A 13,503-nucleotide genomic window follows, 5' to 3' on the forward strand; every position below is an offset into this window, starting at 1 on the left:
CGAACACAGTAGTTAAGCTCGTAAACGCCGAAAGTACTTGGCTGGAAACGGCCTGGGAGGATAGGAAGTCGCTGATTTGGATTAGCGAGGGCTAGCAAACGCTAGCCCAGCTAAATACCTTGGTTCTGCTACAAGAATCACTTGACAAAGTATCAACTTTACGTTATACTAATAAAGTCGTAAAGATAGGGGTATAGCTCAATTGGTAGAGTAGCGGTCTCCAAAACCGTTGGTTGTGGGTTCAAGTCCTACTGCCCCTGCCAACTAAATTACATATGACTCAGTAGCTCAGCTGGATAGAGTGTTTGACTACGAATCAAAAGGTCGGGGGTTCGAATCCCTCCTGGGTCACCATCTTATGCGGGAGTGGCGGAATTGGCAGACGCACCAGACTTAGGATCTGGCGCCATTGGCGTGGGGGTTCAAGTCCCTTCTCCCGCACCAATTTAGAAGATAAGCGAATAGTTATATTCGCTTTTTTTGTATATGTATTGTAAATATGGCAAGTACAAGTGTTGGTACAAGGAGGTTGCTATGAAAGTTACAGATTTAAGCTTTTTAGCATCTGCGGTTTCTGGTTTACGTGAAACTCGTTGGAACAAAGAAATATTCAAAGCCTTTTTCTTCGGTCTTACAGTAGGTGCGTATTTAATATATGCAGCCCTTCATTATATTGAAGAATCCACAAATACGGCGATTAAAGAAAACTTAGAATAATCATAAGGGCTATAGTTATCTATAGCCCTTTTCTTATATTTTTGATATATCTATATTACTGGATTCTTTTGTTCACAGTATAGTTTTCGAACTATATTTAGATAGTATTGAAAAATTAATTTTTAGACTTATATAATCCTGCCAAAGTAGATAGAATTCAAATGAAATAAGCTTTGTATTGTGGTTAAGAACTAAATAAGTTTACTAGTGTAGCAAGGGCTACAGTATTATAATTAATCGGAAAGGAAATGGTATATGTCGATGACATATAAACCTGTATTAGATATAGAAGGCACAATGAAAGATACCATAGATGCCTTTTATAAAAAAGGGGCTACGCAAATCTATGGGTTAGGAGCTTCGCAGAAATCGTTTATGTATAGCCAAGCTATGCTACAAGATACACAGCGACCTACTTTGATTGTGACTCATGATAAAGTACATAAGGACATGTGGGAGCGAGATATACAATGTCTGTTACCAGAGGTTAAGGTATTATCGTATCCCATAGTGGATCGAGCGCTTTCACAGTGGACTGCAAAGAGTTTAGATACACAGGCTAAACGTATGGAAGCCTTAGGAAACTTAGCGTTAGGTAAACCAGTGATTGTATTAGCTACTGTGGAAGAGGCAAGTCAGTTTGTAGGTGCACCATCTACTGTATTAGATCGTATGATACCTCTGCAGATAGAACAAGATATAGATCAACAACATCTATTGGAACAATTAGTACAAATTGGATATGAACGAGTGGACCAGGTGGAATATCGTGGTCATTTTAGTGTGCGTGGAGATATTGTAGATATATTCCCTATCCAAAGTGAATTCCCTTATCGTCTAGAGTTTTTTGGCGATACTATCGACACGATGCGCCAATTCAATGTGGATACACAGCGGTCTATAGGGGAAACTGAGGAATGTATGATCTTGCCTATCCATGCAGATAGTGATGAGGAGACCTATTCTATCCTTTCCTATTTAGATAAAAGTTTACTAATTTTAGATGAGCCAAAACGGTTAGAAGAAGCCTTAGGAAAAGTGCATAAAGAAGATTCGACGAATGAAGAGTTATATATGCTGTGGAAAGATTGGAAAGCATCGTCTAAGGCACATACAACTATTTTATTCAGTATGATGCAACGTTCTGCTGGATGGGGGAAGGTGCACACTATCGGTATGATGGGGAAATCCATCGCCTCTTATGAACGGCAGATTCCTATGCTCATGGATGATATTAAGTTTAATGCTTCTTTAGAACGACAAATTGTGTTGGTATTGCACAATCAGCAACGCCGTGAAGCCATAGAAAATGCCTTATTAGAGAATAAGATTTCTTATGTGCATCGTGAGCGATGGGAATGGACAGCACCGGCTGTGCTTATTGTGGACGGTATCCTTTCAGAGGGATTTGAATTACCTCATTCTAACCTGACTGTAATTACGGAAGGAAATATATTCGGCTTTCAGAAGAAAAAAATTCGGAAGAAAGTGGAAAAGGGGCAAGAAATTAAATATTTTACCGATATTAGTGTAGGCGATTATGTAGTGCATAGCATACATGGTATTGGCAAATATCGAGGACTCAAGACCATTGAAACGGAAGGCATTCATCGAGACTATATTGAAATCGACTATGCTGGTACGGATCGGCTCTTTTTGCCAGCAGACCATTTGGACCAATTGCAAAAATATATTGGTAATGAAGGGGTTACACCGAAATTACACAAAATGGGCGGTAAGGAATGGATTAAAACAAAAACGAAAGCTCAAAAATCCATTGATGATTTAGCGGATACCTTGGTGGAACTCTATGCAAAACGTGAGCTTATAGAGGGGTATGCATTCTTACCAGACCAACCTTGGCAACAAGAGTTTGAAGATCAATTCCCTTATGAAGAAACAGATGACCAGTTGCAGGCTATCCAAGAAATTAAAGAATCTATGGAATCTCCACGTCCAATGGACAGATTGTTATGCGGTGACGTAGGGTTTGGCAAAACAGAAGTGGCTATGCGGGCCATGTTCAAGGCTGTCATGAGTGGCAAGCAAGTGGCTATGCTAGTGCCCACAACGGTGCTTTCAGAGCAACATTTTAAAACATTCATGTATCGATTCTCACAATTTGGAGTTCGTGTAGAAGTATTAAACCGATTCCGTTCTGCCAAAGAAAAGAAGGATATCATCAAAGCCGTACAAGACGGACAGGTAGATATCTTAATCGGCACCCATGCCCTATTGAGTAAGCAAATACAGTTCAAAAAGCTAGGACTATTAGTGGTGGATGAAGAACAGCGATTTGGGGTAGCGCAAAAAGAAAAATGGAAACAGTGGGCTACGAATATTGATATTTTAACCCTCAGTGCCACACCGATTCCGCGGACCTTGCATATGTCTTTAGTTGGGGTTCGGGAAATGAGTGTCATTCATACACCGCCAATGGAACGGTTACCAGTACAAACTTATGTGGTAGAGTTTGATATGCAAGTGGTGACGGAAGCGATTCGTCGTGAGCTACAACGAGGTGGACAGGTGTATTTTGTATATAACAAGGTACAGTCCATTACGCATATGGAAGAGCAATTACAACGTGCCATGCCGGACTTACGCATTGCGGTGGCCCATGGACAAATGGCAGGGGCTATGATGGAACATGTGATGCAAGACTTTACAGAGGGGCAATATGATGTACTCTTATGTACCAGCATTATCGAAACGGGTTTAGATATTCCGAATGCGAATACCATTATTATCTACGATGCAGACCACTTGGGTCTTTCACAGTTGTACCAAATGCGGGGACGTGTGGGACGTTCTAGTCAGCGGGCCTATGCCTATTTCATGTATCGTCCCGATAAGGTGTTAAATGAAAGTGCCGAAAAACGGTTGAAAGCCATCCAAGAGTTGACTGAATTGGGGGCAGGATTTAAGCTAGCCATGCGAGATATGGAAATACGTGGAGCTGGCAATTTATTAGGGGCTCAACAACATGGTAATATTGCAGCGGTGGGTTTTGCTATGTATGCTGCCATGTTAGAAGAAGCCATCGCTAAAGCACAGAAAAAAGATATGCCAGAACGGTCATTGCCAGCACCAGTGGTGGATGTGGGCATCGATGCTTTCATTGACAGTGCTTACATTCATGATGAAGCTCGCAAAATTTCTGTGTACCAACGATTATTACAAATTGATACAAAAGATGGTTTAGACGATTTTGTAGATGAATTGATTGATCGTTTTGGATCTCCTACGAAACCAGTGGAACGCCTCATCAAGCTAGCAAGTATTAAAGAACGTGCTCGTGCTTTAGGCATGAAGAGCATCATTCGCAAAGATGGGAATATTCTATTCACTTGGCAAGATGAATCGAAAATGGAAGATTGGGATATGGGCGCCATCAGTGAAACTATTTGGAAACATATGAAACATCGTGGGTCGAATCCTACAGCCTGGGCCTATACGTTACAAACGGGTGATGTAATTCGCCAAGTAGAACAAGTAATGAGTGAGTTTGAACGAAAACTTCCAAAGGAGGGCTAATATGACAGGATTTATGAAAGGAGCTATGATCTTAACCGTAGCAGGGCTACTGGTGAAAGTCATAGGAGCCATTAGTAAGGTCATTGTAGCCCGTATTTTGGGCGGTGAAGGGGTAGGGCTCTACCAAATGGCCTATTCTCTGTATCAGCTTATCATTAGTATTGGCGCAGCGGGTTTGCCGGTGGCTATTTCCATTATGATCGCTCGTAAAGTAGGACAGGAGGACTTTCGAGGGGCACGACATATCTTTAAGGTTGCCTTGACCACTATGGGGATTATAGGTGTATTGCTAAGTATAGGGTTTTACCTAGCCATTCCTTATGTCATAGATGTGGGATTAATTACAGATAGTCGAGCAGAAGGTGCTTTATTAGCGGTAGCTCCTGCTATTGGGATTGTATCCTTGTTGGCGTGTTTTCGTGGCTACTTTCAGGGATTTCAAAATATGTTACCTACCGGTATATCCCAGGTGTGCGAACAGTTAGGTCGTGTCCTTGTGATGGTAGGGGCAGCTATCTATTTCTTGCCGCAAGGTATTGAGCTAGCATCCAGTCGAGCGGCCTTATCTTCTGTCATCGGTGTCGGTTTAGGGCTTGTGGTATTGCTGTATTATTATGGACGAGAATCTAAGCTAGAAGGGCAGGTATACGCTTTAGAATCACCGAGCAAAATCATACAAGAACTAATCGTATTGGCTCTTCCAGTGGCACTAGCTAATATTATGATACCTCTCATAGGAGCTATCGATTTGTGGTTAGTACCACAACAGCTAATGCTATCGGGATATGGCAAGGAAGAGGCGACTACAGCCTTTGGGTATTTAACGGGGATGGCTACTTCCTTGATTAGTTTACCTGTCATCGTGACTATGTCCTTAGCAACAAGCTTGGTACCTGCTATATCTAGACTACATAGAGAACGAGATCAAGAAGAAATTCATCATCGTATGAGGACGGCATTACGGATGACAAATATTGTAACCATCCCTGCCTTTGTAGGATTATGTGTATTGGCTACACCCATCTCTCAGATGATGTTCAACACGCCTAATGCAGGTGGTGCCATTGCGGTCCTTAGCGCTAGTATTTGGTTATTAGGGGTACAACAGGTTACCACAGGGGCCTTACAAGGCTTAGGACATACGGCAATCCCTATGTTTACATTGCTCTTAGGGGCTGTACTGAAAATCTTACTAAATCTCTATTTAACACCGCAATGGGGTATTGAAGGAGCTGCGTGGGCTACCAACGTAGATTTTGGCATAGCGGCAATAGCGAATGTATATATACTGTATCGCAGTACATCGTTTAAGATTTCTTTCATAGAAATTGGAAAAATACTATTCTCGTCCCTAGCCATGGGGGGAGGTACAGTGATGGTTTATAATTTTATAAGTACTATCCTATCGAATACAATGAGTGTGGCACTTTCCATCGTTTTGGGAATTCTATTTTATGTGGTGGCATTAGGTATTACGAAAACGATGGAGTTGAAAGAATTTAAAAGTTTGGCAAAACAAGCCATGAGGAAAGGAGGATCTAAATGAGTGAAAAAGAAATGAGTCCTTTTACATTGGATCCCTTAGTGGACGTATTAGCTGAATTGCGGGGACCTAATGGATGTTCCTGGGACAAATTACAAACTCATAGTTCTTTACGGAGATATTTATTAGAAGAAGTCTATGAAACTTTAGAGGCTATCGACGAAAAGAATATAGATCATTTACGAGAAGAGTTAGGCGATTTGTTGTTACAAATTGTATTTCATGCACGAGTGGCGGAAGAAAATGGACATTTTACTATGCAAGATGTGGTGGATGATATAACGGCAAAAATGATACGACGACATCCTCATGTGTTCCAAAGGGCAGACCGAAAAACTGTAGGAGATACATTAGCCACTTGGGAAGAATTGAAGGCAAAAGAAAAAGGGCATGAACGTACATCTATTTTGGATGGAATTTCTCCTGGCTTACCAGCTCTGTTACGAGCCCAAAAATTGCAAGAAAAAGCAAGTAAAGTAGGCTTTGATTGGCCTACGGAAGAAGGGGTATGGGCTAAGTTTTATGAAGAAATAGATGAATTTAAGCAAGAAATATTCAAAAAAGATGTAGAAAAAGCAGAAGAAGAGGGAGGAGATATACTTTTTTCCTTGATAAATCTGTTTAAATGGTATAAAATAGTCGGAGAAAATGCACTACACCGCACAAACACAAAGTTTATACGGCGTTTTTCATACGTGGAACAAGAGGTTCAACGGAGTGGAAAACAATGGGAGGATTTTACTCTCGAAGAGCTAGATACATTTTGGGAAGCGGCTAAGGTGAAACTTAACTCGAATGATTAAGTTAGAGGATACTATTTTTAAGGGAGGTTCAATCATGAACAAAACTGAATTAATTGCAAGCGTTGCAGCAAAAGCTGAATTGACAAAAAAAGATGCTGAAAAAGCAGTAAAAGCTTTATTCGACACAATTGGCGAAGCATTAGCGAAAGAAGAAAAAGTACAAGTTATCGGTTTCGGTACTTTCGAAGTTCGTACTCGTGCTGAACGTACTGGTCGCAACCCTCGTACAAAAGAAGAAATGATCATTCCAGCATCTAAATCCCCAGCTTTCAAAGCAGGTAAACAATTAAAAGATCTTGTTAATGGACCAGCTGCGCCAGTTCGCAAAAAATAATTCAGGTCATTCCTAAGAGATGTAAATAACGCCACGGTTCCATGCCTATATGGTTTGGAATAGTGGCGTTGTTTTGTATCTCTTTTAATTTGTGATAGAATAGACATAATGTAGTGTTCTAATGAATCCCATTAGGACCAGGTAAATCGTTACGACGCATCTAAAGAAAGGAGGTCTCATGGGACAACGTATTTTAATCGTATCTGCCTCAATTGGTACGGGCCATACGCAAGCAGCGCTAGCTATACAGGAATATTGGCAGCAGAAGGATCCGACTGCTGTGGTGCATCATGTGGACTTCCTTGGAACAGATACGTTCTCTTTTGATAATCTGTTGAAAGAAACGTATTTCAAAATGCTCGACTTTTTTCCCTTCCTCTATGACATCGTGTATCGATGGTCGGGGGCTGAATGGAAAGGTAGTGTAGCACAGACCGTAGTGTCTTGGATGCTGAAAAATCGAATGGAAAAGCTCATTGAAAAGGAAGCACCAGATTTAATTGTCTGTACCCATCCCTTTCCCTGCGGGGCTGCCAGTGTGTTGAAACGGCATCGAAAAATCGATATTCCTATTGCAGCTGTACTCACAGATTTTGCAGCTCATCAATTTTGGCGCTATGATGAAATCGATGCGTACCATGTGGCAACGCCATCCATGGTGTACGAAGTGCTAAATATGGGGGTGCCCTTGGAAAAAATCCATGTGACGGGCATTCCTATTATGCGCCATTTCTTTGAACCTTTAGAGGAACCCTATGGTAGCGATCAGTGTAAGCGTGTATTGCTCATGGGAGGTGGCCTTGGCTTAGGTTGTGTAGAAGAAGCGTTACAACGGTTGGACCATGTACCGGGTATCGATGAAATTCATGTAGTGGCTGGCTTGAATGATGGATTGTACAACTCGTTACACCATATGAAAGATTCCCTGCGTACACCGATTTCTATTTATGGATATACCAATGAGATTCCGCAGTTGATGCGTAAAGCAACCTTGCTCGTGACAAAGCCAGGGGCCCTGACTTGTATGGAAGGGGTCACCATCGGGGTGCCCATGGTATTCTTTAATGCCATTCCTGGGCAAGAAGAAGCCAATGCAGAACTGTTAGAACAAAAGGGCTGTGGTAAGTGGGCACGACACATTGAAAACTTGGATGATGTAGTCGGTGCTTTGTTACAAAATGAGGAACGGTTGCAGGCCATGCATGAAGCGGCCAAAGCTTGGAAAGTTGATGGGGCAGCGGAAATCGTAGCTGCTTGTGAAGAAATGATTGCACATAAGACAGAGAAAAATTAAATACAATAGGAAACTGTTGAGGCTAGAGTAGCAATATTCCCTTATTTATATAAGATGAATAAGAAAGGCTGTCACACCATGTACACAGTACATGGGATGACAGCCTTTTGCTGTATTACTCGCTATAGGAGTCCATTTCAGAATCGTAACGCTCGATGTTTTCATTGCGAATATCTTGCAATGTATCTAGCAGTTCTTCTGCACTTTCCACGCGCAGGAATAATTCTTTCAATTCTTCGCCATTCGGAAGTGTTACGCTCCATTGAAATGTATCATTATCATCATACACAGAAACAATAACTGGGGTATCCATTGAAACAGGAATACGTCCATCCTCATCGGAAACAATGGCATATTGACCGTCTTCTTCCTCGCTACCATCAGATAACTCGTACAATAGAACGTCCCGTTCGTCAACTTCTACAATTTCAAAACCAATATGTTCAAACTCTTGCTGAACCGTGTCAGTGTCCATGACAACCTCCTTATAAAATAATGAATAGATTACTTTCATTCTAATCCATGAAAGTAGGTGTGTCAATGGAGGAATGTGTGTTTACAAAGTGATAGATTTTAGATATGATAATAAAAAAGGAGGGATTACTATGGAAAAGGTATTAGATGTTGCTAAATATATTATTAATCGATATGAAGAAGTGGCAGGAGTCACTATTGATGAGTTAAAATTACATAAACTTCTTTATTTTGTGCAAAGAGAAGCAATAGCCATTACAGGTAATCCTATGTTTAAAGAAGACTTAGAAGGATGGAAGTATGGTCCAGTAAGCCCAGTAGTTAGAAATTATTTTACGGATGATGGCTTATCTTTTATAGATGAAAAAGAAATACAAGAAGAAAATAAATACATTGTTAATAATATCATTCATCAATATGGTGGTTTTGAATCCTGGAAATTGAGTGATTTATCACATCAAGAGTATTCTTGGAAACAGGCCCGTATAGGAGTAGCACCATTAGAAAATGGAAATCATATTATAAAAATTGAAGATATTTGCAAGGATGCTCAAAAAATTAGACCTTATGACTCAGTATATGATATGTATTATGATGAATTTGAGGATGCGGAGGGCATGTGATGGTTGGAGATTTTTGTTTAGCAATATTTCCATATTATGATGTGAGAGTCAAAAAAAATAAATTTAAATATCGTCCTATTCTTGTCATTGCAGAAGCTGGACAAAATGATTGGGTAACATTACCAGTATCTAAGATTTCTCATAAAGAATGTATTGATTTAGAATATGATATCAAAATAGAACCTATAAACTATCCGTTAATGAACTTGGCATGCGTTTCTTATATAAGAACACATAAACAAACCGTTACGCATCGTGCATCGATTACGAAGGTAATTATTAATGTAAAGAAAATGTATCCTGCCTTATATACTAGGGTAATAGATAAAGTTGAAGAGAAGTATAAAAGAAATATAATCGAAGCAAGAAGCTAACACTTTGCTATATTGATATATAAATTTTTAGTTTTAGGTACCAATTATTATTAATTGGTACCATTTTTTAATCTGTAAATATATAAGTTATTATCACAAGTATGATAATTGAAAGGAAACATATGAACATTTTAACATTACATAACATAGAAAAATCCTATGGCACACGGTTATTATTTAAAGAAGTAAATGTAACCATAGCATCGTATCATCGCATTGGCTTAATTGGTGTCAATGGGACAGGAAAAACAACTTTATTACAGGTCTTAGAAGGAACGCAAGAACCAGATAAGGGCAGTATAGAACGGAATGGGAAGGCTACCATCCATCGACTGGAGCAAGATCCGTATATCGATGAAACAAGCACATTGCTAGATAATGTATTATTAGGGGACCATCCTAAACTTTCATTAGTACGAGATTTTGAAAGAGCTTTACAAGATCCAGAATCACCGCAGTATATGAAATTATTAGCGCGCATGGATGAAGAAGATGGCTGGGTTGTAGAACAAGAAGCAAAAATGATATTGACACGCCTTGGCTTTCATGATGTACATGGGCCAGTAAACTCATTATCTGGGGGACAACGCCGAAGATTAGCATTAGCTAGAGCCTTGGTCTATCCTTGTGATTTATTATTGCTTGACGAACCTACGAATCATTTGGATGAGGCCACCATTGAATGGCTAGAACTATATTTAAAAGATAGAAAAGGGGCTGTATTATTGAGCACCCATGATAGATATTTCCTAGATGCCGTATGTAACACCATATGGGAACTATCGAATCAGACTATATATGAATTTCAAGAGACCTACGAAACCTATGTATCGTTGAAAGAAGAACGAGAAGCACAGTTAGATGCCATTGAGGAAAAGCGCAGAAAACTGATTGCCAGTGAATTACAATGGGTGCGCCGTGGTGCGAAGGCGCGTACCACGAAACAAAAGGCAAGATTGCAACGGTTCGAGCAATTGAAAGCTATGGAAAAACGACAAAAAGTAGGTACTGTGGATCCCGTAGTATTAGCCTCTCGTTTAGGAAATACCATTTTTGATATAGAGCATTTGTCCTTTGCGTATCCTACAGGACGAGAAGTGATTAAAGACTTTACGTACCATATGGTACGTCATGACCGAATTGGTGTGGTAGGACCTAATGGGATTGGTAAGACTACGTTGATGAAGCTATTCCAAGGGTCCCTAGAACCGACAGGTGGGACTATGGGGCGTGGAGAAACAGTTCGCATTGGATATTTCTCGCAACAATTGCCGACCTTTAAAGAGGACCAACGGGTGTTGGACTATATTCGAGAAAATCGCTCGTATTTGCACTTGCCCAATGGCAGTTCCTTAAGTGCAGGTCAATTATTGGAACGTTTTTTATTTTCTCCATCCCACCATGGTTTGCCAATCCGTAAACTGTCTGGTGGGGAAAAGCGAAGATTATTTTTACTTCGCATCTTAATGGATGCCCCCAATGTGCTACTCCTAGATGAGCCTACCAATGATTTAGATATTCCAACCTTAGAAGTCTTAGAAGAGTTCTTAGATTCTTATAGTGGTATTGTCATCACCGTGTGTCATGACCGGTACTTTTTGGACAGAGTGGTAGATAAACTCTTTGTATTCACTGGAGCAGGTCATATCGAGATATACCATGGTGGTTACTCTGATTATGAAGCGGATACGAATCTAACGAGCGGCATGGGTGGTGATACAAAACGTGGTGTCCTACGCCATGCAGTGCAGGTACAGGGTGGATCCGCTGGTTCTAGGGGGCAGAATGCGGAACAACATGCCAATGATGAGATGGTAGTAGATGCTGAAAGTGGAGGTGTACAAAACCTATCACGTGATACAGGCATAGATGTGAATACTAGTATAAATCCAGAAGCAATAGATACTACGGTGGATAACAACGAAGGTGGCAAAAAGAAACTGACATTAGGGGAGATGAAAGAACTTGAACAATTAGAATTTCGCATTGCGGAACTAGAAGGTCTAGTGAAAGCCTATGATGCTATGATTGCTCAAGGGGGTAGTGACTATGAAGCCATTGAAAGTACCATCAAAGAACGAGAACAAGTGGTAGAAGAGTTGGACATGAGTACTTTACGTTGGTTGGAATTGGAGGAGAGAAAATAGCTTATTATCGGTGTTTTAAACAAAATGTATTAGACATCATAGAGGGATATCGAAAAAAATAGTTGTACTTTCTTTAAATTTATGGTATCATACAAAAGTCTTTTCAATACATTTAAGTAAATGGATATAACAAAATTTTGTAGAATACATATATAAATCATAGATATAAATTACTAGAGGGAACATGGAGACTCTATTAAAAATATAAAGATGAATTGTATATGTAGAATAAATTTTGTTATATGATTCAGAAAAGATTAAGTAATTTTATGTTTTTAGTAAGAGGTACTAACAATGAAAAAACATTTAGCAGTATTAGCTGCAACAGCAGTATTGGGTGTAACTTCTGCATTCGCAGCAAACCCATTCTCCGACGTAACTCCACAAGATTGGGCATACCAAGCAGTAGCTCAATTGGCTTCCCAAGGTATCGTTAACGGTTACCCAGATGGCACATTCAAAGGCCAACAAAACATCACTCGTTATGAAATGGCTCAAATGGTAGCAAAAGCTTTAGTTCGTCAAGATCGTGTTGACGCTGAACAAAACGCTATCATCAACCGTTTAGCTAACGAATTCTCCGCTGAATTGAATAACTTAGGCGTTCGTGTTTCTACATTAGAAAACAAAGTGGGCAACTTCAAATTCACTGGTGATGCACGTGTTCGTTACCAAGGTTCCAATACTGTAGAAAATGCATATGTAAATGATATTACATTTGGTGATGCTGAAGAAGCAGATGTTGATGCAGCTGATGCAGCTGATGTAGCTGATGTAGATGTAAACGATGAATCTTTAGCAGTAGATGAAGATAATGTAAAAGCAGTTACAAAAAAACGTTCTAAAATTGACTACCGTGCACGTGTACAATTCGAAGCTACTGTAAACGACAACACTAAAGCAGTAGTTCGTTTAGCAACAGGCGATAAAGAATTCGGTTCTAACGACAGCGTAGGTGCTTCCTTAGATCGTATCTATGTACAACATAACTTCGGTAAATACGCGACTGCTTCCGTAGGTCGTCAAGATATCTTAATCGGTAGCGGTTTGACTTATGACAGCGCATTCGAAGGTGCAAAAGCAACTGTAGGTAAAGATAAATTGAATGCAACAGTAGCGCATGGTTACATGGTTGGTGGTGACTTCGAAAACCTTTCCCGTGAAGATCGTTACCAAACAACAGTTTACCAAGTAAATGCAAAATTAGGTAAACATGTTGATGCAAAAGGTTACTATGTACAAGACCATGGTCAAAACTCTGAAAACTACTTTGGTGGAGCATTAGATACACACTTCGGCGCTCATAATAAAATTTGGGTTGGCGGTGAATTCGCTAAATTCGAATCCTTCGGTAAAGAAGGAAATGCTTGGACTGCAGGTATCGGTTACGGTGCATACGATATCTCCAAAGCCGGTTCTTGGAATGTAAAAGCTCAATATTTCCGTAATGGAGAAATGAGCCCTGTAACTATTCCATCCTCTAAATTACCTAAAGCTTCTACAGATGACTTCAAAGGTTGGTTAGGAACTGTTAACTATACAGTAGCTAAAAATGTTGGTTTAACAGCATATGCACAATTACGTGGTAAACATCTTGATGGTTATGAATTACCTGACTACTACCGTGCAGACCTTAACTACAAATTCTAATTTGAAA

Annotated in this window: 11 protein-coding genes and 3 tRNA genes; 13 read left to right on the plus strand and 1 reads right to left on the minus strand. The window is 40.0% G+C overall.

What is annotated here, in order from left to right; translation table 11 throughout:
* Window positions 1-187: 187 nt before the first annotated feature.
* The 9 genes from EO127_RS07300 (at window position 188) to EO127_RS07340 (ending at window position 8,228) form a co-directional block, all read left to right on the plus strand.
* Window positions 188-263: transfer RNA gene (locus EO127_RS07300), tRNA-Trp, on the plus strand.
* 14 nt (window positions 264-277) lie between these two features.
* A tRNA-Arg gene (locus EO127_RS07305) sits at window positions 278-354 on the plus strand.
* A gap of 6 nt (window positions 355-360) precedes the next feature.
* Window positions 361-444: transfer RNA gene (locus tag EO127_RS07310), tRNA-Leu, on the plus strand.
* A 90-nt stretch (window positions 445-534) separates the two neighbouring features.
* Entirely contained in the window at window positions 535-717 is a 183-nt protein-coding gene (locus EO127_RS07315; RefSeq protein ID WP_009353527.1) for a hypothetical protein, read from the plus strand.
* Window positions 718-972: 255 nt separating this feature from the next.
* The gene (gene mfd / locus EO127_RS07320; protein WP_127448759.1) at window positions 973-4,254 is read left to right on the plus strand and encodes a transcription-repair coupling factor; all 3,282 of its coding nucleotides are present in this window, start codon (window positions 973-975) and stop codon (window positions 4,252-4,254) included.
* 1 nt (window position 4,255) lies between these two features.
* Window positions 4,256-5,800, plus strand: a complete 1,545-nt coding sequence (locus tag EO127_RS07325) for a polysaccharide biosynthesis C-terminal domain-containing protein (protein ID WP_127448760.1) — start codon at window positions 4,256-4,258, stop codon at window positions 5,798-5,800.
* Window positions 5,797-6,600 carry a nucleoside triphosphate pyrophosphohydrolase gene (gene mazG / locus EO127_RS07330; RefSeq protein WP_127448761.1) on the plus strand — a complete coding sequence of 268 codons (804 nt, stop codon included), beginning with the start codon at window positions 5,797-5,799 and terminating at the stop codon, window positions 6,598-6,600. The genes EO127_RS07325 and mazG overlap by 4 nt, the downstream gene beginning before the upstream one ends.
* Window positions 6,601-6,634: 34 nt before the next feature.
* Window positions 6,635-6,934, plus strand: a complete 300-nt coding sequence (locus EO127_RS07335; protein ID WP_127448762.1) for an HU family DNA-binding protein — start codon at window positions 6,635-6,637, stop codon at window positions 6,932-6,934.
* A 178-nt stretch (window positions 6,935-7,112) separates the two neighbouring features.
* Window positions 7,113-8,228, plus strand: coding sequence for a glycosyltransferase (locus EO127_RS07340; protein WP_127448763.1), 1,116 nt, complete (start codon window positions 7,113-7,115; stop codon window positions 8,226-8,228).
* A gap of 115 nt (window positions 8,229-8,343) precedes the next feature.
* Here the strand turns inward: EO127_RS07340 and EO127_RS07345 are convergent, their stop codons facing one another.
* Window positions 8,344-8,703, minus strand: a complete 360-nt coding sequence (locus tag EO127_RS07345) for a hypothetical protein (RefSeq protein WP_127448764.1) — start codon at window positions 8,701-8,703, stop codon at window positions 8,344-8,346.
* A 130-nt stretch (window positions 8,704-8,833) separates the two neighbouring features.
* Between EO127_RS07345 and EO127_RS07350 the strand changes: the two genes are divergently transcribed.
* The 4 genes from EO127_RS07350 (at window position 8,834) to EO127_RS07365 (ending at window position 13,496) form a co-directional block, all read left to right on the plus strand.
* Window positions 8,834-9,325, plus strand: coding sequence for a Panacea domain-containing protein (locus tag EO127_RS07350; RefSeq protein ID WP_127448765.1), 492 nt, complete (start codon window positions 8,834-8,836; stop codon window positions 9,323-9,325).
* The gene (locus EO127_RS07355; protein ID WP_127448766.1) at window positions 9,325-9,699 is read left to right on the plus strand and encodes a hypothetical protein; all 375 of its coding nucleotides are present in this window, start codon (window positions 9,325-9,327) and stop codon (window positions 9,697-9,699) included. The genes EO127_RS07350 and EO127_RS07355 overlap by 1 nt, the downstream gene beginning before the upstream one ends.
* A 122-nt stretch (window positions 9,700-9,821) precedes the next feature.
* Entirely contained in the window at window positions 9,822-11,846 is a 2,025-nt protein-coding gene (locus tag EO127_RS07360; RefSeq protein WP_127448767.1) for an ABC-F family ATP-binding cassette domain-containing protein, read from the plus strand.
* Between the two features lie 294 nt (window positions 11,847-12,140).
* On the plus strand, window positions 12,141-13,496 hold the full coding sequence (locus EO127_RS07365) for a putative porin (protein ID WP_127448768.1): 1,356 nt from the start codon (window positions 12,141-12,143) through the stop codon (window positions 13,494-13,496).
* Window positions 13,497-13,503: the final 7 nt, after the last annotated feature.

It is taken from the genome of Veillonella sp. 3310 (assembly GCF_003999875.1).
GTDB lineage: Bacteria > Bacillota > Negativicutes > Veillonellales > Veillonellaceae > F0422.

What these genes read in the sequence shown, in the direction of transcription:
- EO127_RS07315 (WP_009353527.1), top strand. Translation starts at nt 535, where the DNA reads ATGAAAGTTACAGATTTAAGCTTTTTAGCATCTGCGGTTTCTGGTTTA.
- EO127_RS07340 (WP_127448763.1), top strand. Translation starts at nt 7,113, where the DNA reads ATGGGACAACGTATTTTAATCGTATCTGCCTCAATTGGTACGGGCCAT.
- mfd (WP_127448759.1), top strand. Translation starts at nt 973, where the DNA reads ATGTCGATGACATATAAACCTGTATTAGATATAGAAGGCACAATGAAA.
- EO127_RS07365 (WP_127448768.1), top strand. Translation starts at nt 12,141, where the DNA reads ATGAAAAAACATTTAGCAGTATTAGCTGCAACAGCAGTATTGGGTGTA.
- EO127_RS07350 (WP_127448765.1), top strand. Translation starts at nt 8,834, where the DNA reads ATGGAAAAGGTATTAGATGTTGCTAAATATATTATTAATCGATATGAA.
- EO127_RS07355 (WP_127448766.1), top strand. Translation starts at nt 9,325, where the DNA reads ATGGTTGGAGATTTTTGTTTAGCAATATTTCCATATTATGATGTGAGA.
- EO127_RS07325 (WP_127448760.1), top strand. Translation starts at nt 4,256, where the DNA reads ATGACAGGATTTATGAAAGGAGCTATGATCTTAACCGTAGCAGGGCTA.
- EO127_RS07335 (WP_127448762.1), top strand. Translation starts at nt 6,635, where the DNA reads ATGAACAAAACTGAATTAATTGCAAGCGTTGCAGCAAAAGCTGAATTG.
- EO127_RS07360 (WP_127448767.1), top strand. Translation starts at nt 9,822, where the DNA reads ATGAACATTTTAACATTACATAACATAGAAAAATCCTATGGCACACGG.
- mazG (WP_127448761.1), top strand. Translation starts at nt 5,797, where the DNA reads ATGAGTGAAAAAGAAATGAGTCCTTTTACATTGGATCCCTTAGTGGAC.
- EO127_RS07345 (WP_127448764.1), bottom strand. Translation starts at nt 8,703, where the DNA reads ATGGACACTGACACGGTTCAGCAAGAGTTTGAACATATTGGTTTTGAA.